This is a genomic window from Paraburkholderia sabiae (assembly GCF_030412785.1).
GTDB classification, from domain to species: Bacteria; Pseudomonadota; Gammaproteobacteria; order Burkholderiales; family Burkholderiaceae; genus Paraburkholderia; species Paraburkholderia sabiae.
Map to the genome: position 1 here is coordinate 5545755 of NZ_CP125295.1, position 22074 is coordinate 5567828.

Sequence of the window (22074 nt, forward strand, 5' to 3'; positions counted from 1 at the left end):
TGCGCTGGCATCCGCGTTTTCGTATCGGTCTATTAGCGTCGCCCCTGTGCGGGGCGGCAGTTACTTTCTTTGCCGCCGCAAAGAAAGTAACCAAAGAAAGCGGCTTCTAACCTCCAGTGCCTGCCAGGATAACGCTGCGACCCACGTTCCTTGAGCCGTCGCACAGCGACGCAATACTCCGTAGAAAGCCCGCAGTCAGGCGCGCGCGGTGCGAAAGATGACACCCGCTTGGGGCACATCCGGTCGGCTTGTTTTTTTGCGTTTGCCGTCGATTTGCGGCGGCATGTGTTCCAAACTGTGTGGGATTTTCGCGCCGTGCGCGGTTGACTGCGGGCTTTATACGGAGTGGGGAGGTCGCTGCGCGACAGCTCAACTGCGGCATGCCGCGGCGGTGTCCTGGCGGGCACCGGAGGTTTGAAGCGGCTTTCTTTGGTTACTTTCTTTGCCGCGGCAAAGAAAGTAACTGCCGCCCCGCACAGGGGCGACGCTAATAGACCGATACGAAACCGCGGATGCCAGCGCACCCAAAGAACGAAAAACAAAAAGCAAAAACCAGAATGGCGACTAGCGTCGCAGACAAAAAAACTTAAACGATATTCATCGCCAGCGCACTCTCCCGATAATGCGCGCCAGCCTTATCAGCATCCCCGAGTTGCTCATGCAACCGGGCAAGTGCCCGATGAGACCGAATCTTCAACGTCTCGTTATCAGCGAGCTTAAGAGCCTGCTCAAGGAAAGACTGCGCCTTCCCCCACAACTGCTGATGCAGACACAAACGCCCCAGCGCGAACATCAGATCGGCGTCTTCGGGACGTTCCTTCCTCCAAGCTTCCGCCTTCTGAATGAGCGGCAACGCATCGCCGCCCGTGGTATCGGGATACCGCCGCAACAACCTCGCATCCCAGTTCTGCGCGAGCGCTTCCTCGACGATCTTGCGCGCCTCATGCGGACGGTTCAGCGCGACGAGCAACTCGGCCGCGAGATCCGCGAGACGCGGCGAATGCCGCTCGGTCGGCGTCAGTGAATGCCACAGTTCGAGCAGCGCATCAGCATTGTGACGACGGTCGCGCAGCAGGTTCTCAGCCGCCAGTTGTCGCAGGCGCACAGCCACCGCGGGATGAATCGCCTCGCGCTTCTCCAGCGTCTTCACGAGCTTCAGCACTTCGCCCCAGTTCTTCAACTGCTGCTGCGCCCGCAACGCAATCTGCTGCGCGTGAATGCGTCGGCCGCCCTGCGATTGCATCTCCGTCAGCGCGAGCAGCGCACCGTCGGCATCGCGGCCATCGGCGCGCATGTCGGCCGTCGCCATCAGACGCGCGTCCTGCCAGTCGGACGAATCGATCTGCGCGAGATACTCGTCGCGGCGCGCGTACTCGTGCATCCGGTGCGCGGCGTTCGCGGCGATCAGCCCCGCCGCGCCCTTGTTGTCGGGATTGATCAGCGAATCGCGCGCAGCCTTCTCGGCGCGCGAGAAACGGCCTGCATACAGATTGCCGATTGCATCGCGCAACGCCGCATGCGCCTTCGCGACACGCTGACGCGCGCGATACGCGGCGACCCGCTGCGGCATACGCCAGATGTTGCGCACGATACGCAGCACCATATACATCACGATGAACGCAACGATGATGCCGACGATGAACAGGTTCAGCGAAATGTCGACGCGGTACGGCGGATAGACGAGCAGCACCTGTCCGGTATCGAAGCGTCCAACGATCGCGAGTACGACGGCAATCGCGAACAGGAATGCGAGCCAGAGGAGTCCACGCAGCGCCATGATTAACCCCGGTTCCGGTATTGATGCACGGCCTGCAGGCTCGTATTCAGGTTCGGCACATCGACGGCGCCCGAGCCCTCGTCGACCTGCTTGATGAGGTCGCGCACCGTCTGCACGTTCCTCGACGACGCGTCGAAATAGCGCCCAAGCGTGCTGTCGGCGGAATGAAGATCGGACTTCAGCGTCGTCTGGTTGCGCGCGAGCAGCGCAAGCCGCGCGGACAGCAGACGCAGCTTCAGATTCTCACGCACGAAATAGCCCTGATCCGGCGCGACGAGCATCGCGTCGGCGTGATCGATGCGGCGCACCTGCACGAGGCTGGTCAGCTGCTCGCCGATGCCCGCGACGAACTGGTTCCACCACACCTTCCACTTCGGCTCGCCCGTCGCCGCGGCGACGCGGTCGACGTCCTTCGGCGTCGATGCATGCGGCGTGGCGTGCGCAATCGGCGCCTCGCCCGACAGCGGCAGCTGGTCGATCTGCTCGATCGCGTTATCGAGCTTGATCGCAAGGCCCGTCAGGTCGGTGGACGGCGCGGACTTCAGCTTGTCGATGTCCTCGGCGATCGCCTTGCGTACGGCCAGCACCTGCGCGCCATCCGATGCGGCGAGACGCGTGTCGGCGCTTTGCAGCGCGAAGAGCGCGAGTTGCGTGTTGCCCGTCAGCTGCAATTGCTCGCTCGCCGCCGACAGCATCTGGCCAACTTCGGCCATCGTCCAGTCGTCGCGGTTGCGCGCGAGGTCGGCGTATTGCTGCTGCAACGCCTGCTGCGAATTCTGCGCATCGGCGAGCTTGCCTTCGAGTTGCGCGATCTGCGCGTCGGCCTGGCGCACGGTCGCGACGGCCTGATCCGTCTTCACGCGCAACTCGGCCGTCTGGGCGTCATTGGTCTGCTGGCGATGCGACAACTGCTGATCGAGCTTGATGATTCGGCGGTTCAGCGCAATGCCGCCCGCCACCGCCGCGAACAACACCAGCGCAATGACAACCCACAGCAGCCCATTGCCCTTGGGTTTGGGCTGCTGCATTTCGTAAGGCGTAAAGGGTTGATTCGGCGGCAGCGTGTTGGCGGGCCGCGGCGCGGGGTTAGGCGTGGGAGTCGTGGATGCGTTGGTATCAGACATGCGTTCTTGTGCCGGGTTGGACTGGACCGGTGGAACTTCGGACGGTGCCGCGAGAGACAACAGCGTGCGGGCAATGCGTTCATCGCCTGCACCGGACACCGTAATGCTATCAAAACCCAATGCCCGCGCGGTTTCCGCGATGCGCGGATGGGGCGCGACGAACGTCGCGCGCTTCAGATGCGTCTGCTCGCTGGCCGTCAGGTGGTCTTGCGCGAGTTCGGCGAGATTGCGCACGCCTTCGGAACTCGTGATGAGCCACGCGTGCGGCGCCGTCGATTCGTCCGACAGCAGCGCGTGAATGCGCGACCACGCGCCGATCGACGGCTCGGGCACGAGGCGCCGGTAGGCGGCGACGGTCTCGACTTCGGCGCCCGCTTCGCGCAGACGGTCGGCGAGCCACTCGCGCCCGCCGTCGCCGCGCACGATCAGCACGCGCCTGCCTTCGAACGCGTTCTCGCCGAGCGACGCTTCGAGCGCGGAATACAACGCCTCGGAATCGAAGCGCGCGCCGTCGCCGTTGTCGTCGGCGGCATGGCCGGGGCTGATCACCTGGTACGCGGGCGCCTCGACGCCGTGCTTCGCGAGCGCGGCGACGCTGCCCGGACCGACGACGCCGACGGGCAGCGCATGCGGCCAGATCGCGTCGTGATTCGCGAACGCATGGTCGACGGCGTTCGGCGACACGAACACGACGAGCGCGTATTTTTCCAGCGACGCGAGCGCCGCGCGCAGCGGCGCTGGGTCGTCCGTGGCGGCGATGTCGATGAGAGGAAATTCGACGGTTGCGACACCGGCATCGTGCAGTGTCCGGGCCAACGCCTCGGACTGCCCCGCCGGGCGCGTCAGCACGACCGTCAGGCGCGAGCCCGGCGGATGCGACGAGCCTGCGCCGTCCTTGGACGGGAATGCGTCGGGTGTCGGATTCGAGCCGGCCGCCATCACGCGGAAGCGGCCGGGCCGCTCGCGGTGGACAGCGCGCGGACGATCTCGAGTGCGCCTTGCGCTTCGAGCTGGCTCGCGACGTCGCGGCCCAGTTCGAGCGCGGCACCCGTGGTCGGTGCAGGCGACGATGCCTGCGCGCTCAACACGCGCTGGCCGTCCGGCGTCGCGACGACGCCACGCAGATGCAGCGCGCCGTCATGCCACGTCGCGTACGCCGCGAGCGGCACTTCGCAGCTGCCGCCCAGCGCGCGCGACACCATGCGCTCCGCCTCGACGGCAGCCGCCGTGTGCTCGTGATGCAGCGGCGCGAGCCATGCGGCAAGATCGGCGCGGTCCGCGCGAATCTCGATGCCGAGCGCGCCCTGGCCTGCGGCAGGGAGACTATCCGCGGGATCGAGCAGCGAACGGATGCGGTCGCCGAGGCCCAGGCGCTTCAAACCGGCCGCAGCGAGAATGATGGCCGCGTAATCGCCGCGATCGAGCTTGCCGAGCCGCGTGTCGAGATTGCCGCGCAGCGGCTTCACGACCAGTTCGGGATAACGCGCGCGCAGCATCGCTTCGCGGCGCAGGCTCGACGTGCCGACCACGCTGCCGGGCGGCAGCGCGGCGAGCGAGTCGTATTGATTCGAGACGAACGCGTCGCGCGGATCTTCGCGCTCCATGATGGTCGACAGCGCGAAGCCCTCGGGCAGTTCCATCGGCACGTCTTTCAGCGAATGAACGGCGAGATCGGCGCGGCCGTCGGCGAGCGCGTTCTCCAGTTCCTTCACGAACAGCCCCTTGCCGCCGACCTTCGACAGCGTACGATCGAGAATCTGATCGCCGCGTGTCGTCATTCCGAGGATTTTTACGTCACAAGATGGATATAATTTGTGCAGCGCACACCGCACATGCTCGGCCTGCCACATTGCAAGCCGGCTCTCACGCGACGCGATCACAAGCGTGGCGGGCGGCGTGGGCGCAAGCGTCTCGGAATTCATTGTTTGAGTCATTGAACGACGGGATGTAATAACAAACAATGTTAGCACGCGCTTCGGCAACCTCTCGCTGGCCGCACGGCCATGCCGAAGCAAGTTAGACGGAGGAGACAGGCCTGCCGCTTCCCTGCGCGCGAGCCCGTCCACCAGCCGCATCGATCGTGACTTGCGTGGCCGCCAGAAGCCCCAGCACGGTCGTGCGCGCGTCGATGCGCCGCATGCGCGATGATTTGATGCGGCACAGCACGCGCCACCGGCCTTTCCTCCGCCGCGCGCGCCATCGTTGACAGGCTTTGAACGCAGTTCCCCGCAGTAATCGCAGTTGCAGTTCACCATTCTTTAGACCCTGGCTTTCCTGAGGAAACATCGTGACGTCTTCCGGATCGGCGCGCCCTGCCCGCCGCACTACTGCCTCGCCCGATGCCGCCCCCGCATCGGCCGCTTCCGCTGCCAAGGCTTCCAAGGCCGCCAAGGCCCTGAAAGCAACGCAAGCCCTCGACTCCGGCAAAACCGGCAAATCCACGAAGACCAAGGCTGTGACGGCCAAGGCGCCCGTCAACGGCACATCGAAACGCATCAAGGCGGACGGCAAGCAGGCAGCCGCGCGCAAGCCCAAAGCGGGCAAGAACGGCGGGGCGCCCGCCCTGAAGGACAACGCCCGCACGCGTGAAGACAAGGACCAGCCGCTCTTCGAAGACATCCGCTATCTGGGGCGGCTGCTCGGCGACGTGGTGCGCGAGCAGGAAGGCGACGAAGTGTTCGACGTCGTCGAAACGATTCGTCAGACGGCTGTGCGTTTTCGTCGCGAGGACGACAGCGTCGCCGCGCAGGCGCTCGACAAGAAGCTGCGCGCGCTTTCGCCCGAACAGACGGTGAGCGTCGTGCGTGCGTTCAGCTACTTCTCGCATCTGGCGAACATCGCGGAAGATCGCCATCGCAACCGTCGCCACCGCATTCACGATCTGGCCGGCTCGACGTCGCAACCGGGCACGATCGCGCATGCGCTCGACCGGCTCGTCGAAGCGAATGCCGCCGCCACGCCCGTGCTGCAGCAGTTCTTCAACGACGCGCTGATCGTCCCCGTGCTGACGGCGCACCCGACGGAAGTGCAGCGCAAGAGCATTCTCGACGCGCAGCACGACATCGCGCGTCTGCTTGCCGAACGCGACCAGCCGCTGACGGCGCGCGAGCATCTGCAGAACGACTCGCTGCTGCGCGCGCGCGTGACGTCGCTGTGGCAGACGCGCATGCTGCGCGATTCGCGTCTGACGGTCGCCGATGAAATCGAGAACGCGCTGTCGTACTACCGCGCAACGTTCCTCGAAGAAATTCCGCAGCTTTACGCCGATATCGAAGAAGCGCTCGTCGAGCACGGTCTCGATGCGCGTCTGCCGCCCTTCTTCCAGATGGGCAGCTGGATCGGCGGCGACCGCGACGGCAATCCGAACGTGACGGGCGAAACGCTCGAAAACGCGATCACGCGCCAGGCGGCAGTGATTTTCGAACACTACCTGGAGCAGGTGCACAAGCTCGGCGCGGAACTGTCGGTGTCGAACCTGCTGGCGGGCGCGAGCGACGAGCTGAAGGCGCTTGCCCAAGCATCGCCCGATCACTCGCCGCACCGCACCGACGAGCCCTATCGCCGCGCGCTGATCCACATGTACACGCGCCTCGCCGCGAGCGCACGCGTGCGTCTCGGCGAAGGCGTCGTGCCCGTGCGCAGCGCTGGCCCCGGCATCCCGCCGATCCGTGCCGTGCCCTACGACGATTCGTCCGAGTTCGTGCGCGATCTGCACGTGCTGATCGATTCGCTCGCCGAGCATCATGGCGCGTCGCTCGCGACGCCGCGTCTGTCGCCGTTGACGCGCGCCGCCGAAGTGTTCGGCTTCCATCTGGCGAGCATCGATCTGCGTCAAAGCTCCGACATTCACGAAGCAGTGATCGCCGAGCTGCTGCGCTGCGCGGGCGTCGAAAGCGACTACGCGGCGCTCACGGAAGCGGAAAAGCTGCGCGTGCTGCTGGCGGAACTCGCGCAGCCGCGTCTGCTGCGCTCGCCGTATGTCGAGTACTCGAACCTCGTGAAGAGCGAACTCGGCGTGCTCGAACAGGCGCGCGTGACGCGCGAGAAGTTCGGCGCGCGCGCGGTGCGCAACTACATCATTTCGCACACGGAGACGGTCAGCGATCTCGTCGAAGTGATGCTGCTGCAAAAGGAAACGGGCCTGCTGCAAGGCACGCTCGGCCATCCCGTCGAAGCGGCGCGCGCGGGCGTGATGGTGATTCCCCTCTTCGAGACGATTCCCGACTTGCGCAACGCGCCGCACATCATGCGCGATCTGCTCGCGCTGCCGGGCATCGATGCCATCATCGAGAACCAGGGCAACGAGCAGGAAGTGATGCTCGGCTATTCGGACAGCAACAAGGACGGCGGCTTCCTGACGTCGAACTGGGAGCTGTATCGCGCGGAACTGGCGCTGGTGTCGCTCTTCAACGAGCGCGGCATCACGATGCGTCTGTTCCATGGACGCGGCGGCACCGTCGGACGCGGCGGCGGCCCGACGTATCAGGCGATCCTGTCGCAGCCGCCGGGCACCGTCGACGGTCAGATCCGTTTGACGGAACAGGGCGAAGTGATTGCGAGCAAGTTCGGCAATCCGGAAATCGGCCGACGCAATCTGGAGACGGTCGTCGCCGCGACGCTCGAAGCTTCGCTGCTGCCGCACGGCAATTCGCCCGCGCAGTTGCCCGAGTTCGAGGACGTGATGCAGACGCTGTCGGATGCGGCGATGGCGTCGTATCGTGCGTTGGTCTACGAAACGCCCGGCTTCACCGACTACTTCTTCTCGTCGACGCCGATTGCGGAGATCGCCGAGCTGAACATCGGCAGCCGTCCGGCTTCGCGCAAGCTGCAGGATCCGAAGCAACGCAAGATCGAAGACTTGCGCGCGATTCCTTGGGGTTTCTCATGGGGGCAATGCCGGTTGCTGCTGACGGGCTGGTATGGGTTCGGCAGCGCCGTGGCCGGCTGGCTCGATGCGGCGGATACGAATGTCGAGCGTGAGCGTCGTCTGAATCAGCTGCGCAAGATGCACAAGGTGTGGCCGTTCTTTTCGAATCTGCTCTCCAACATGGACATGGTGCTGGCGAAGACCGATCTCGCGGTGGCGTCGCGTTATGCCGCGCTCGTCACTGACAAGAAGCTGCGCAAGCATGTGTTTGAGCGGATCGTGGCTGAGTGGGAACGCACTTCCAATGTGCTTTCCGAAATCACTGGCCGCAAGGAGCGGCTTTCCGATAATCCGTTGCTCGCGCGGTCGATCAAGAATCGGTTTCCGTATCTCGATCCTTTGAATCACCTGCAGGTTGAACTCTTGAAGCGGCATCGCGGTGGGGATACGAATGTGCGCGTGCGGCGCGGGATTCATCTCACTATTAATGGGATTGCTGCTGGGTTGAGGAATACTGGTTGATTTTTTTGCCCTGCGGGCGGCTTGTGCTTTTTTTGGCGCTTGTCGCCCGTTTTGTTTTTTTTCTTCGCTGGCATCCGCGGTTTCATATCGGTCTATTAGCGTTGCCCCTGTGCGGGGCGGCAGTTACTTTCTTTGCCGCGGCAAAGAAAGTAACCAAAGAAAGCCGCTTTTGAACCTCCGGTGCCCGCCAGGTTCGCGCTGCGGCATGCCGTAGTTGAGCCGTCGCGCAGCGACATCCGCACTCCGTAGAAAGCCCACAGTCAATCGCGCGCGGCGCGATAGCCCCGCGCATAGTCTGGAGCACATACAGCCGCAATCAAACCGACGGCACAAAAAACACTCCGGCCGAATTTGCCCTAACTGGGCGTAACCCTTCACGCTGCGCATACCGGACTGCGGGCTTTCTACGGAGTGTTTGCGTCGCTGCGCGACGGCTCAACTGCGGCATACCGTAGTGCGAACCTGGCAGGCACCGGAGGTTTAAAAGCGGCTTTCTTTGGTTACTTTCTTTGCCGCGGCAAAGAAAGTAACTGCCGCCCCGCACAAGGGCAACGCTAATAGACCAATACGAAAACGCGGATGCCACCGCAGCAAAAAACAAAGAATGGCGACTGGTGCCGCAGACAAAAAAATCACCAGGCCTCGATCATCAGAGCATCGAGCTTAAAAGACCCATCATCTTTAACATCAAAGTAATCGCGGACTTCATCCGGCGCAGACCCCCACAAAGCCCGAATAGCAAGAACCCGCGCCTCAGGCGTCCTCATCCTGGCGACCCACGACCCAAACTCAATATCAAGCCGCCACCGTTGGCGAACATCAACTTCAAAACCGGCGGCAGCAAAAAACGAAACCCACTCATCCGCGCGATAGTCACGAATATGCGAGCCATCGCGCAACACCTCGACGGCCTGCAAATGCGTATCGAGCAACGGATGCTCGCTCCCGGCAATATCGATGAACAGCACGCGCCCGCCCGGCTTCAACACTCGCCGCACCTCGGCAAGCGCCAACGGCACGTCGTGCCAGTGATGCGCACTCATCCGGCTGACGACCCAGTCGAACGATGCATCCGCGAACGGCAACTTCTCGGCCGCGCCCTGCTGCGTGCGGATATTACTGAACCCGCGCTCGGCGGCGGCAGAAGCAACGGTAGCGAGCATCTGCGGCGCGATGTCGTACGCAACGACAGATCCAGCATGCGCCGCCACCGCAAAACTCGCATGCCCCGCGCCGCAACCCATATCGAGCACCGCCGCGCCCGGCGTCGCGGCCACGGATGCCGCCAGCGTCTGCAAGTCCGCCCCCGTCGCGTGAACCTGGCTCGTCAAATATGCGGCCGCCGTCGAGCCGAACGCATCGGCCACCTGATCGTGATGCTTCATCGTGTGCTCCCGTTTGTGAGGTCGTGTCGAACTTCGGAAGCGGCCCGCCTGTTCGCACCGGCCGTTCCAGTCGCTACAATAGAGCCCGCCCTGTACCGGTACAAGTCAACCAATTATTCTGGTATCGAGATTACCAGCCATCGCAGTCGCCCCATGACCACGCCGTCTCCTGCCGATTCCGTCCCGCCGCTCGATGCGTCGCCCGCCCGCGCGCTCGGCGAATTCATCCGCGCGCATCGCGAGCGTCTGTCGCCGCAAGCCGTCGGGCTGCCGCCCGGTCCGCGCCGCCGCACGCCCGGTCTGCGTCGCGAGGAAGTCGCGCAGTTGTGCGGCGTGAGTCCGACCTGGTACACGTGGATCGAACAGGGTCGGCCCGTGTCCGCTTCCGCCGATGCCCTCGCGCGTATCGCCGTCGCGCTGCAGTTGTCGCGCGCGGAACGCGCGTATCTGTTCGAACTGGCCGCGCAGCGCGATCCCGCCGAGCCGGACCCCGCCGCCGCCGATGCCCCCACGATGCTGCTCAAGACCGTCCAGCTCGTGAACGCGCCTGCGTACGTGCTCGACCGTCAGTTCACCGCGCTCGCGTGGAACGCGCCGGCGTCGGATCTGTTCGTCGGCTGGCTGGACGACGATCACGACCGCAACCTGCTGCGCTACACGTTTCTGTCGCCGGCAGCCCGCACGCTGATCGTCGACTGGGAAATCCGCGCGCGGCGCCTCGCCGCCGAATATCGCGCGGATTCGATCCGTCACCAGAACGACGCGCCCACGCGCTCGCTGATCGATTCGCTCGCCGCCGCCAGCGACGCCTTCTCGCGCTTCTGGGCGTCGCAGGACGTCAACGAGCGCGAAGGCGGCCAGCGCCAGTTCAATCATCCGCGCGACGGCCTCGTCGTCTACAACCAGATCACCTTCAAGCCCGCGCACCGCGAAGACCTGAAGCTCGTCGTGCTGCTGGCCGAATGATCGCGTCCGTCGGCGGAAAAGCCGCCCGCGCCGCGGGTGTTAAAATCGTTGTCTCCTTCAAGGCGACGCAGCAGGCAGCACGCATGCCGCGCCGTTCGCGTCTTCACCTCGCACACTGCCCATCACCATGACGTCCCAACTGCATAAAAAAGGCGAAGCCTGGTCGGCTCGCTTCTCCGAGCCGATGTCGGAACTCGTCAAGCGCTACACGTCGTCGGTTTTCTTCGACAAGCGTCTCGCGTTCGTCGACATCGAAGGCTCGCTCGCGCACGCGTCGATGCTGGCCGCGCAAAAGATCATCGGCGCCGACGACCTCGCGGCGATCCAGCGCGGCATGGCGCAGATCAAGGGTGAAATCGAGCGCGGCGAGTTCGAATGGCAACTCGACCTCGAAGACGTGCACCTGAACATCGAAGCGCGCCTGACCGCGCTGATCGGCGATGCCGGCAAGCGCCTGCACACGGGCCGCTCGCGCAACGACCAGGTCGCGACCGATATCCGCCTGTGGCTGCGCGGCGAGATCGACCGGATCGGCGATCTGCTGAAGGATCTGCGCGTCGCGCTGCTGGACCTCGCGGAAAAGAACGCCGACACGATCATGCCGGGCTTCACGCACCTGCAGGTCGCGCAACCTGTGACGTTCGGCCATCATCTGCTCGCCTACGTCGAAATGTTCTCGCGCGACGCCGAGCGCATGCTCGACACCCGCAAGCGCGTGAACCGTCTGCCGCTCGGCGCAGCGGCGCTCGCGGGCACCAGCTATCCGATCGACCGTCATGCCGTCGCGAAGACGCTCAGCTTCGACGGCATCTGCGCGAACTCGCTGGATGCCGTCTCCGACCGCGACTTCGCGATCGAATTCACGGCCGCGTCGGCGCTCGTGATGACACACGTGTCGCGCTTCTCGGAAGAACTCGTGCTGTGGATGAGCCCGCGCGTCGGCTTCATCGATATCGCCGACCGCTTCTGCACTGGCTCGTCGATCATGCCGCAGAAGAAGAACCCCGACGTGCCCGAACTGGCGCGCGGCAAGACGGGCCGTGTGAACGGCCACCTGATGGCGCTGCTCACGCTGATGAAGGGCCAGCCGCTCGCGTACAACAAGGACAATCAGGAAGACAAGGAACCGCTGTTCGATACCGTCGATACCGTCGCCGACACGCTGCGCATCTTCGCGGAAATGGTCGCGGGCATCACGGTCAAGCCGGACGCGATGCGCTCGGCCGCGCTGCAAGGCTTCTCGACGGCAACCGATCTCGCCGATTACCTCGTCAAGCGCGGCCTGCCCTTCCGCGACGCGCACGAAGCCGTCGCGCATGCCGTGAAGGTTTGCGACGACCGTGGATGCGACCTGGCCGATCTGACGCTCGACGAGATGAAGGCCGAGTTGCCGAACGTCGCCGCGCTGCTCGGCGACGATGTGTTCGGCTATCTGACGCTCGAAGGCTCGGTGGCGAGCCGGAACCATCCGGGCGGCACTGCGCCGGATCAGGTGCGTGCTGCGATTGCTGCTGTGCGGGCTACGCTCGGCTGATAACGCTTTCGTTCGAATGCTGAAAGGCGGACTCTCTTGCGAGAGCCCGCCTTTTTTGTTTGTGCCATGTTTGCGCCGCGAAGACGCAGAGACAATCGGTCGCTCCCGTCTTTCCCTTGCTTTGCGCCTCGTCGGCTAACATCACGGCAACCCTCGGCTTTACGAATCACGGTCATGATCATCCGCCCACAACTCCACTGGTTCCGCATGCTGCTCGCGTGGCGCGGTTCCGTGCTGCCCGAACTGCTGCCGCGACTTTGCCTGATCTTCGCGATCTCACTGGTCGCGCTCGGCGTGCACCTTCACGTGCTCCGGATCACGGTCAACGTCAGTACGACGCCGTTCTCGCTGATCGGCATTGCGCTTGCTATCTTCCTCGGCTTTCGCAACAGCGCGTCGTACGACCGCTACTGGGAAGCGCGCAAGCTGTGGGGACGGCTGCTGAATGAAACGCGCTCGCTGACGCGTCAGGTGCTGACGATGCCGACGGGAGACATTCCCGCCAGCGATACGCAAGCCTTCGTGCACGCGTTGGGCGCATTCGCGCATGCGCTGCGGCATCAGTTGCGCGGCACGGATCCGGCGCACGATCTGTCGACGCGGCTCGACAAGCCGCTCTTCGAGCGCGTGATGGCATCGCGCTACCGGCCCGCGACGATCATGCTCTGGCTCGGCGAATGGACGCAGCGGCAGGCGCGCGCCGGCAAGCTCGACGCATGGACCGTGCAGGCCATCGACCGCAATCTGAACGGACTATCGGATGTGCTCGGCGGTTGCGAGCGGATCGTATCGACGCCGCTGCCGTTCGCGTATTCGGTGATGATTCACCGCACTGTGTATTTCTTCTGCGCGGCGTTGCCGTTCGGACTCGTGGAAAGCGTCGGGGCGTTCACGCCGCTGTTTTCGGTGTTCGTCGCGTACACCTTTATGGCGCTCGACGCGATCGCGTCGCAGATCGAAGAGCCGTTCGGCACCGACGACAACGACCTCGCGCTCGACGCGCTGTCCGCGTTCATCGAAGATGCGGCGCGCGATCTGCTCGCACAGCCGTGCCTCACGAAGATCGCGCCGAAGGACGGCTATCTGCTCAGCTAGAGTGAGCATGAGGCACGACGCGCGCCGCCGATCCAACCGGCGCGCGCGTCGTCAGAGCATCAGTCCGTGCCGTACTTCGGCGAACGCGGACCGTACATCAGACCGTTCGGGCCGCCGCTCGACAGCAGCCTGTTGCTCGTCAGTCCCGCTACGTCGTGCGACTCGTCGCTCAGCGTATGCGCGACCTGCTTCACGGCCGCCTGCACGAGCGCGCCGATCAGCCCGCCGCCGACGTTGACATTGGTGCCCAGCTCCTTGCCCGTCGCGCTCGCGGAACCGGACCACAGCGTATCGCCTGAACTCAGATCGACGAGCTTCGCATTCGCCGACACCACCGTCGTGCTGTCGACGATCATGTACTTCGAACCGTACTGCGAGATCTTCGTGTACACGGCGGCGTCCGCGCCGAAGATGCTGCGCAGTTTCTCGGGCGACACATTCTGGATGTCGGTCGGCGTGGTCAGGCCGTTGTGCTTGAACGTCTCTTCCATCTCGACGACGGGCACAACGTAGTAGCCGCCTTCGGCGAGCGGCAGCGTCATTTGCGACAGCATGCCGTACGTCGCGTTCACGTCCGCCGTGTTGTTGACGGGCGGCAGGACGAGAATCGATTTGGGCTTGCTGTTGCGGAACGCGGTGTAGTCGGCCTGACGCGGTGCGTGCGCCACGCACGCCGTCAACGACACGAGAACGGATAACGCGGCGATCAGTTTCAATGAGAAAAAGCGGGTGATGGTCATTGGAATTTGCTCAGGAGAAAGTCCATGTAGGTCGACGATTCAGGAAACGACTGCTTTTCTGCGAGCAGTTCCTGCTTCGCTTCCTGGTCCTTGCCGACGCTCGCGTACAGCATGCCGAGATGCGCATGGAATCCCGGCGGCGCCGAGGCATTCTTCGCGAGCATCTGCTGGCGAGCCTTTTCGAGCGCGTCGATCTGTTCGAGCGGACTCTTTTGCCCCTTGAAGTATTCGTAGACCTGCGGCTGATAGCCGTCCCATTGATACAGCGAAGCCGTCTTGGTGTTCGCGCATCCCGACAGCAGCGCGCACACTGCCGCGACGGGCAGCGCGAGGCCCGTCAGCCTGTTCTTGATATTCGACATGGTCTCGTGGTTTCGAAGTGTTGTCGTTCTTGGTTCTTAGTTCGCCGCCTGCAACGCACCCGCGTCGACCTGTTCGACGAGATGGTTGACGGCTTCCTTGATGGCGAGGTCGAGCACCTTGCCGTTGAGCGTGGAGTCGTACGAAGCAGTGCCGCCGAAGCCGATGATCTCGCGGTTCGACAGGCTGTATTCGCCCGCGCCCTGGCTCGACGCGATCACTTCGGACGTCGTCGTATCGACGATGTTCAGGCTGACCTTCGCGTACGCGACCTGGCTCTTGCCGCGGCCCAGAATGCCGAACAGCTGCTGGTCGCCGACTTCCTTGCGGCCGAACTCGGTCACGTCGCCCGTGATCACGTAGTTCGCACCCTTCAGCTTTTGCGTCTTGTTGGCGATCGCAGCTTCCTGTTTGATCTCGCCGAGATTGTCGCGTTCGAGCACGGAGAAGCGACGGCTCTGCTGCAGCGTGGTGACGAGGATGGTCTTCGCCTGGCTGCCGACGCGGTCGATGCCGTCAGAGAAGATGCCGCGCATATAGCTCGAACGGTTGTCGAACTTGCCGACGGCGACGGGGACAGGTTTGCCGGCATACGGCACAGATGCGCTACTGACTACAGGCGTCGGCAGCGCGCGCGACGCTTCCGTCGCGCACCCGCTCAGTGCCGCAGCAACGGCCGCGGCGACGAGCAGTACGCAAGGTGATTTTGCTCTCAAGATTGTTCATCCCGTTCAAAGATTGGCCCATGTCCCGGAAGCCTTTTGAATCGGGCGTGCTATGTGCGCGCATCCATCCGGCGTTCCGGTAACGGAACGTAAGATAACGGCACATATCGACGCGACTTTAAAAAACTGTCACGCGAAGCACGACATTATGCTGCGCGCATGAGATGGCCGTGCGGCTCTGAAGGTTCGAACGGGATTGAAGAACGCACGGCTCAGTCGTTGCCGGCCGTGTCGCCCATGCGTTTGAGTTGCGCGACGCGCGCACCGACGATATCGACTTGCGAGTGCGCATCCATCAAGGGCACGGTCGCATCGCGGTAAGCGGTCCACGCACGTTCCGCGCGCGAGAGCACAGGACGCGAATGCGCAGGCAGTTTCGCGTGCAATCGACGGTAGTAGCGGTTCAGATCGAACATCGCGTGCTCGCATTGCGCGTCGAACGAACACGCGCGCGGGCGCTTCTTCGGATCCTGATTGCCCGCCTGCGCCGCCGCGGCACGCAGCGCGAGCGCTCGGTCGCGCACCGGCTGCAGCTGCAGGTCGGCACCGGCCAGCTGATAGGACGTGCCGTGCGTCGTCGCGAGCACGGCGGCAAGCAGCTTGCCGTCGGCTTCGCGCCAGGCCTTCCAGCGCTTCTGGCTCTCGTCCCACTTCTTGCGCTGGGCGTCGGTCACATTCGACTGCAGCTGCTGGAAGGACTGATCCATCGACGTCTGCCACGCGAGCCGCGCCGTGTCCATGCACTGCACCTGGCCGACCGTCGACGACATGTCCGCGCGCGCGAGGCACGTGCGCATCGATGCGTCGATGGGATCGGCGGCGGCGACTTCGGCATGCGCTGCGACGGGCGCGGCCAGCAGCGCAATCGACAGCGTCAACCCCGACGCGAGCGTGTGCAACGCCGTGCGCATCATCACGAATCGCGCACGCAATCGACGAAGTACTCGATGCGTCCGTTGATCGTTTCGCCGACGAGCCCGTGGATATCCGTATGGAAACCCGGGAAGCGCTCGTTGAATTCACGCGCGAACTTCAGGTAGTTCACGATGGTCCGGTTGAAGCGCTCGCCCGGAATCAGCAGCGGAATGCCCGGCGGATACGGCGTCAGCAGGATCGACGTGACACGGCCTTCGAGTTCGTCGATAGGCACGCGGTCGATCTCGCGGTGCGCGAGCTTCGCGAACGCGTCGGACGGCTTCATCGCCGGTTCCATGCTCGACAGGTACATCTCCGTCGTCAGACGCGCGATGTCGTTCGCGCGGTAGACGCTGTGGATCTGCTCGCACAGATCGCGCAGGCCGATGCGCTCGTACGCCGGATGCTGCGCGACGAACTCGGGCAGCACGCGCCACAGCGGCTGGTTGTTGTCGTAGTCGTCCTTGAACTGCTGGAGTTCCGTGACCATCGAGTTCCAGCGGCCCTTCGTGATGCCGATCGTGAACATGATGAAGAACGAGTACAGACCCGTCTTCTCGACGATGATGCCGTGCTCGGCCAGATACTTCGTGACGATCGCAGCGGGAATGCCCGTTTCGCCGAATTCGCCGTCCACGTCGAGGCCCGGCGTGATGATCGTCGCCTTGATCGGGTCGAGCATGTTGAAGCCGTCCGCGAGCGGGCCGAAGCCGTGCCAGCGGTCGTTCGGACGCAGCATCCAGTCTTCGCGCGAGCCGATGCCTTCTTCCGCCAGCTCTTCCGGGCCCCAGACCTTGAAGAACCAGTCGTCGCCGTATTCGGCGTCGACCTTGCGCATCGCGCGGCGGAAATCCAGCGCTTCGGCGATCGATTCCTCGACCAGCGCCGTGCCGCCCGGCGGCTCCATCATTGCGGCCGCCACGTCGCACGACGCGATGATCGCGTATTGCGGCGACGTCGACGTGTGCATCAGATACGCCTCGTTGAAGCGGTGTTTGTCGAACGTGCTGTTCTCCGAGTCCTGCACGACGATCTGCGACGCCTGCGAAATGCCCGCCAGCAGCTTGTGCGTGGAGTGCGTCGCGAACACCAGCGCGCCCGTACGCGGACGGCCCGCGCCGATCGCGTGCATGTCCTGATAGAACTCGTGGAACTCGGCGTGCGGCAGCCACGCTTCGTCGAAGTGCAGCGTATCGAGCAGATCGCCGAGCAGATCCTTGATCATTTCGACGTTGTAGATCACGCCGTCGTACGTGCTCTGCGTGATCGTCAGAATACGCGGCTTGACCTTCGGATTCTTCGCCAGCGCCTCGCGCGCGAACGGATTCGCCTCGATCTTCTTGCGGATGTTTTCCGGCTTGAACTCGTCGCGCGGAATCGGCCCGATGATGCCGAAGTGATTGCGCGTCGGCGTGAGGAACACGGGAATTGCGTGCGTCATCGTGATCGCGTGCAGGATCGACTTGTGGCAGTTGCGGTCGACCAGCACGATGTCACCCGGCGCAACGGTGGCGTGCCAGACGATCTTGTTCGAAGTCGACGTGCCGTTCGTCACGAAGAACAGGTGATCCGCGCTGAAGATGCGCGCCGCGTTGCGCTCCGACGCGGCAACCGGGCCCGTGTGATCGAGCAGCTGGCCGAGTTCGTCGACGGCATTGCAGACGTCCGCGCGCAGCATGTTCTCGCCGAAGAACTGGTGGAACATCTGGCCGAGCGGGTTCTTCAGGAACGCGACGCCGCCCGAGTGGCCCGGGCAGTGCCACGAGTACGAGCCTTCGTCCGCGTACTGCACCAGTTCCTTGAAGAACGGCGGCGCAAGCGAATCCAGATACACCTTCGCCTCGCGGATGATGTGGCGCGCGACGAACTCCGGCGTGTCCTCGAACATGTGGATGAAGCCGTGCAGCTCGCGCAGGATGTCGTTCGGCAGGTGGCGCGACGTGCGCGTTTCGCCGTACAGGAAGATCGGGATGTCCGCGTTGCGCTTGCGCACCGCTTCGACGAATGCGCGCAGATCGATGATCGCGGGCGCGATGTCGGGCGCTTCGCCGTCGTTGTTCTCGACGTAGGGCAGCAGTTCATCGTCGTCGATCGACAGGATGAAGCACGACGCGCGGCTCGACTGCTGCGCGAACGACGTCAGATCGCCATAGCTCGTGAGACCCAGCACTTCCGCGCCTTCTTTTTCGATGGCCTCGGCAAGCGCCCGGATGCCTGAACCCGAGATGTTCTCGGAGCGGAAATCTTCGTCGATGATGACGACGGGGAAACGGAACTTCATGGGCGATTCTCCAAAAAGAACGACCGCTGCTCAGTGAAGCGCAGCGGTCACCCGGAACTGGTGATTCAATGCGCGTTGTTTGTCAGGTCTTCGGCAACGTCACGCCGTGCTGACCTTGATACTTGCCGCCGCGATCCGCATAGGACACATCGCAGATCTCGTCGCTTTCGAAGAACAGCACTTGCGCGACGCCTTCGTTCGCGTAGATTTTCGCAGGCAAAGGTGTCGTATTTGAGAATTCGAGCGTAACGTGCCCTTCCCATTCCGGCTCGAACGGCGTCACGTTGACGATGATGCCGCAACGCGCATACGTCGACTTGCCGAGGCACACCGTCAGCACGCTGCGCGGAATGCGGAAATATTCGACCGTGCGCGCGAGCGCGAACGAGTTCGGCGGGATGATGCAGACGTCGCCCTTGAAATCGACAAACGATTTCTCGTCAAAGTTCTTCGGATCGACGATCGTCGAGTTGATGTTCGTGAAGATCTTGAATTCGTCGGCACAGCGGATGTCGTAGCCGTAGCTCGACGTGCCGTAGCTGACGATCTTGCGACCGTCTTCCGTCGCGCGCACCTGATTCGGCGCGAACGGCTCGATCATCTTGTGCTCTGCGGCCATGCGCCGGATCCACTTGTCGGATTTGATGCTCATAGGTGAACGCTGCTGACGGGAGGTGAAATCAGGCCGGCTGACGCTTGCGCGCCGCTTTCGCAGCACGTGCCGCCGGACGAAAGGCGCTTATTTTACGCGAACACGGCGGCCGTGCCCGATGCGAGCTGAATCGTGTTCGCTGATACGCCGCACGAGTCCTGGAAACGCGGAAGCAACGCTCGATGATGCAAAGCGAATGAGCACGGATCTGGAAGCGGAAACAGGTGGAAAAACTGACTTTTGCGCGGCGCGCAAACGATTGGCAAGACGGAGTTGAGCTGCAGAGAAGCCGCAGAGCGCGAGCGGACGCGCTTATTGACGGATCAACCCGCAAGCGAGCGCAGGACCGGCGCCATGTTGCGGATACGCGTAGGGATCGGAGGCTTCGCGATGCAGCAGCACGGCGCGCTGCAGCACCGAGCGCACGCCGTCGAGCGACACGTCCGGCGCGACGATGAAGCCCGCCGCGACACCCGCTGCGTCAGCGTGAATATTGCCGAGGTCGCCTTCGACGCGCGTACCCGACTTCAACCGCTCCGCAGCCGGCGCGAACACGGCGCCCGCACCCGAACCATCGGCGGAATTGCAGTCGCCGCGCTCGTGAACCTGCAGCGCGTGATCGCTGTTCGGCGGAAGGCCCGTGAGGTTGTAGGTGACCTGAACGCCGTCCGCGCGCTCGATGAACGTGACCATGCCGCGCGTCTGGTTGCCCAGCGTCGGCAGCAGTTGCGCATCCGCGCGTTTCTCCTGTGGCTTCAGGAAGCCCATGCACCCTGACAGCAGGGCGCTGGTCGCAGCCAGGACGACGATGGTCTTGATCGCCTCGCCGCCGATTCGTTTTCTCATGCGATCCTCTTGTCGAGCGCCGGCCGTCCCCGCGACCGCGTTGCCGGACCTGATGAAGCCGACATGATACCGCGAGCAGGGCCGCATTCAGACCCCTTTCTACCCGCCCCCTGAAGACTTGTTCGGTTACCGCAAGCGGCGCTGCGCGGACGCTTCGAGGTCCGCACAGCGTCGCCGGATGACGCGCGTTACGTGTTCTGCACGACGATGGTCGGGAACTTCGAGCTCATGTCGCGCGAGCGCTCGGCGATATGAATCGCGACCTTGCGCGCAATCGTCCGATAGATCTCCGCGACGCGGCCGTCCGGGTCCGCGGCGACCGTTGGATGGCCCGAGTCGGCCTGTTCACGGATCGCGATATCGAGCGGCAGACTGCCCAGCACGTCGACGCCATATTCCTTCGACATGCGCTCCGCCCCGCCCGTACCGAAGATGTGCTCCTCGTGGCCGCAGTTCGAGCAGATATGCAGACCCATGTTTTCGACGATGCCGAGGATCGGAATGCCGACCTTCTCGAACATCTTCAAGCCCTTCTTCGCGTCGAGCAGCGCGATGTCCTGCGGCGTCGTGACGATCACCGCGCCCGTCACGGGCACGCGCTGCGACAGCGTGAGCTGGATGTCGCCCGTGCCCGGCGGCATGTCGACGATCAGATAGTCGAGGTCTTTCCAGTTGGTCTGGCGCAGCAACTGTTCGAGCGCCGACGTTGCCATCGGACCGCGCCACACCATCGGATTGTCCTGCTCGACCAGAAAGCCGATCGAGTTCGCCTGCACGCCGTGACCCGCCATCGGGTTCATCGACTGCCCGTCGGGCGACTCGGGGCGGCCTTCGATGCCGAGCATCATCGGCAGCGACGGACCGTAGATGTCCGCGTCGAGAATGCCCACCGACGCGCCTTCGCTCGCGAGCGCGAGCGCCAGGTTCACGGCCGTCGTGCTCTTGCCGACGCCGCCCTTGCCCGACGCGACGGCAACGATGTTCTTCACGTTCGGCAACAGTTTGACGCCGCGCTGCACCGTGTGCGCAGCAATGTCCTGCGAGACCTGCACGCGGGTATCGGCGACACCGGGCACCGCGCGCAGCGCATTCTCGACAAGCGCGCGGATTGCGTCGAACTGACGCTTGGCCGGATAGCCGAGTACCACGTCGACGCCGACCGTGGCACCATCGACATTCACGTTCCTGAAGTTCTTCGCTGCTGCGAAGGGCCGTTGGGTGTTGGGGTCGGTCACAGCCGCGAGGGCCGCGTCGACCAAAGCCCGATCGATGCTCATTGAGTCTCCGTGGGAACGCTTGACGCGGTGCGCGATCGAAGTCTGCGCCACGCGCGTGAAATATTGAAAGAAATTGTTAGCCGGCATTGCCTAAAACCTGTCTCATTGGCACGCTTTGCCGCGCAAGTTTTGCAATAGGGCCGAATCGCCGCCTGCCCAGTCGTCATTGTAGTGGCTGATGCCGGGGCCTGCCGGAAGACCCTTTCCGGCTGTCGGCGCGCTTCGCGAGCCCTTGCATCCGTCGACCGTTTATTCAAGAGAGGATCCATATGAATGCAAAAATCATGACCCGCCTGTCGGCACTGGCTGTCGTCGGAGCACTGCTCGGCGGCTGCGCGACCCAGCAAGGCACGAACACGGCTGTCGGCACGGGCGTCGGCGCGGGCACGGGCGCCGCACTCGGCGCGATCTTCGGTGGCGGCAAGGGCGCGGCCATCGGTGCGGGCGTCGGCGCGGCAGTCGGCGGCGTGACCGGCTACAACTGGCAGAACATCAAGAACAAGCTCGGCGGCGCGACCAAGGGCACGGGCACGCAGATCACCGAGCAGCCGGACGGCTCGCTCAAGCTGAACATCCCCAGCTCGGTCACGTTCGACACCAACAGCTACGCGATCAAGCCGTCGTTCGCGCCGGTGCTGACGCAGGTTGCGCAAACGCTGAACCAGAACCCGGAAGTGGTCGCGCAAGTCGTGGGCCACACGGATAGCACCGGTCAGCCGGCGTACAACCAGACGCTTTCCGTCAACCGCGCGCAGAGCGTGGCGCAGCAACTCGCCACGGACGGCGTCGCGGCGCAACGCCTGTCGGCTACGGGCATGGGTGCGACCCAGCCGATCGCCGACAACAACACGGAAACGGGCCGCGCGCAGAACCGTCGCGTCGAGATCTACCTGCGCGCAATGGCGCAGCACGCGCAGTAAGTTTTTCGGGGAAGGACGCAGCTTCGCGGTCTGCTCGCGAGGTTGCGTCTGACAGATGCGGTGCCTTGCAAACTGCCGCGTGGCGAAC

The 22074-nt window shown here is 63.9% G+C and carries 17 protein-coding genes; 5 read left to right on the top strand and 12 right to left on the bottom strand.

Features of this window, described 5'->3' with window-relative positions; genetic code table 11:
• Positions 1 to 586: 586 nt before the first annotated feature.
• From QEN71_RS24940 to hemC, 3 genes are read right to left on the bottom strand one after another with little or no spacing between them, the layout of a single operon-like run.
• Entirely contained in the window at positions 587 to 1777 is a 1191-nt protein-coding gene (locus QEN71_RS24940; protein WP_201660928.1) for a heme biosynthesis protein HemY, read from the bottom strand.
• Between the two features lie 2 nt (positions 1778 to 1779).
• Positions 1780 to 3840, bottom strand: a complete 2061-nt coding sequence (gene hemDX, locus QEN71_RS24945; RefSeq protein WP_223960899.1) for a fused uroporphyrinogen-III synthase HemD/membrane protein HemX — start codon at positions 3838 to 3840, stop codon at positions 1780 to 1782.
• Positions 3840 to 4823, bottom strand: coding sequence for a hydroxymethylbilane synthase (hemC, locus tag QEN71_RS24950; RefSeq protein WP_201660931.1), 984 nt, complete (start codon positions 4821 to 4823; stop codon positions 3840 to 3842). Before hemC ends, hemDX begins: the two co-directional genes overlap by 1 nt.
• A 365-nt stretch (positions 4824 to 5188) precedes the next feature.
• Here hemC and ppc point away from each other — a divergent pair, with 365 nt between their 5' ends.
• Entirely contained in the window at positions 5189 to 8290 is a 3102-nt protein-coding gene (gene ppc, locus QEN71_RS24955) for a phosphoenolpyruvate carboxylase (protein WP_201660934.1), read from the top strand.
• A 632-nt stretch (positions 8291 to 8922) separates the two neighbouring features.
• Here ppc and QEN71_RS24960 read toward each other — a convergent pair.
• The gene (locus tag QEN71_RS24960) at positions 8923 to 9675 is read right to left on the bottom strand and encodes a class I SAM-dependent methyltransferase (protein ID WP_201660937.1); all 753 of its coding nucleotides are present in this window, start codon (positions 9673 to 9675) and stop codon (positions 8923 to 8925) included.
• Positions 9676 to 9828: 153 nt separating this feature from the next.
• On the opposite strand from QEN71_RS24960, the gene QEN71_RS24965 reads away from it, so the two are divergent.
• The 3 genes from QEN71_RS24965 to QEN71_RS24975 all read left to right on the top strand — a co-directional run bounded on the left by QEN71_RS24965 (position 9829) and on the right by QEN71_RS24975 (position 13270).
• The gene (locus tag QEN71_RS24965) at positions 9829 to 10641 is read left to right on the top strand and encodes a helix-turn-helix transcriptional regulator (protein ID WP_201660940.1); all 813 of its coding nucleotides are present in this window, start codon (positions 9829 to 9831) and stop codon (positions 10639 to 10641) included.
• A gap of 127 nt (positions 10642 to 10768) precedes the next feature.
• Positions 10769 to 12175: an argininosuccinate lyase gene (gene argH, locus QEN71_RS24970; RefSeq protein ID WP_201660942.1), complete on the top strand. Its 1407-nt coding sequence runs from the start codon at positions 10769 to 10771 to the stop codon at positions 12173 to 12175.
• 174 nt (positions 12176 to 12349) lie between these two features.
• On the top strand, positions 12350 to 13270 hold the full coding sequence (locus tag QEN71_RS24975; protein WP_201660944.1) for a bestrophin family protein: 921 nt from the start codon (positions 12350 to 12352) through the stop codon (positions 13268 to 13270).
• Positions 13271 to 13329: 59 nt separating this feature from the next.
• On the opposite strand, the gene QEN71_RS24980 is transcribed toward QEN71_RS24975, so the two are convergent.
• From QEN71_RS24980 to apbC, 8 genes are all read right to left on the bottom strand, one after another.
• The gene (locus QEN71_RS24980; RefSeq protein ID WP_377791915.1) at positions 13330 to 14010 is read right to left on the bottom strand and encodes a DUF799 domain-containing protein; all 681 of its coding nucleotides are present in this window, start codon (positions 14008 to 14010) and stop codon (positions 13330 to 13332) included.
• A complete protein-coding gene (locus tag QEN71_RS24985) occupies positions 14007 to 14372 on the bottom strand; it encodes a DUF4810 domain-containing protein (protein ID WP_201660947.1) in 366 nt (121 codons plus the stop codon). The genes QEN71_RS24980 and QEN71_RS24985 overlap by 4 nt, the downstream gene beginning before the upstream one ends.
• A gap of 36 nt (positions 14373 to 14408) precedes the next feature.
• Entirely contained in the window at positions 14409 to 15086 is a 678-nt protein-coding gene (locus QEN71_RS24990; protein WP_201660950.1) for a CsgG/HfaB family protein, read from the bottom strand.
• A gap of 221 nt (positions 15087 to 15307) precedes the next feature.
• Positions 15308 to 16009: a lysozyme inhibitor LprI family protein gene (locus QEN71_RS24995; RefSeq protein ID WP_377791923.1), complete on the bottom strand. Its 702-nt coding sequence runs from the start codon at positions 16007 to 16009 to the stop codon at positions 15308 to 15310.
• Positions 16009 to 18291 carry an arginine/lysine/ornithine decarboxylase gene (locus tag QEN71_RS25000; protein ID WP_201660953.1) on the bottom strand — a complete coding sequence of 761 codons (2283 nt, stop codon included), beginning with the start codon at positions 18289 to 18291 and terminating at the stop codon, positions 16009 to 16011. Before QEN71_RS25000 ends, QEN71_RS24995 begins: the two co-directional genes overlap by 1 nt.
• A gap of 82 nt (positions 18292 to 18373) precedes the next feature.
• A complete protein-coding gene (dcd, locus tag QEN71_RS25005; RefSeq protein WP_028369318.1) occupies positions 18374 to 18943 on the bottom strand; it encodes a dCTP deaminase in 570 nt (189 codons plus the stop codon).
• Between the two features lie 312 nt (positions 18944 to 19255).
• Positions 19256 to 19789, bottom strand: coding sequence for a superoxide dismutase family protein (locus QEN71_RS25010; RefSeq protein WP_201660956.1), 534 nt, complete (start codon positions 19787 to 19789; stop codon positions 19256 to 19258).
• Between the two features lie 188 nt (positions 19790 to 19977).
• Positions 19978 to 21066 (bottom strand): iron-sulfur cluster carrier protein ApbC, encoded by a 1089-nt coding sequence (gene apbC / locus QEN71_RS25015; protein WP_201660959.1) that lies wholly within the window; start codon positions 21064 to 21066, stop codon positions 19978 to 19980.
• Positions 21067 to 21335: 269 nt separating this feature from the next.
• Between apbC and QEN71_RS25020 the strand changes: the two genes are divergently transcribed.
• Positions 21336 to 21986, top strand: a complete 651-nt coding sequence (locus QEN71_RS25020; protein WP_201660962.1) for an OmpA family protein — start codon at positions 21336 to 21338, stop codon at positions 21984 to 21986.
• Positions 21987 to 22074 lie beyond the last annotated feature (88 nt).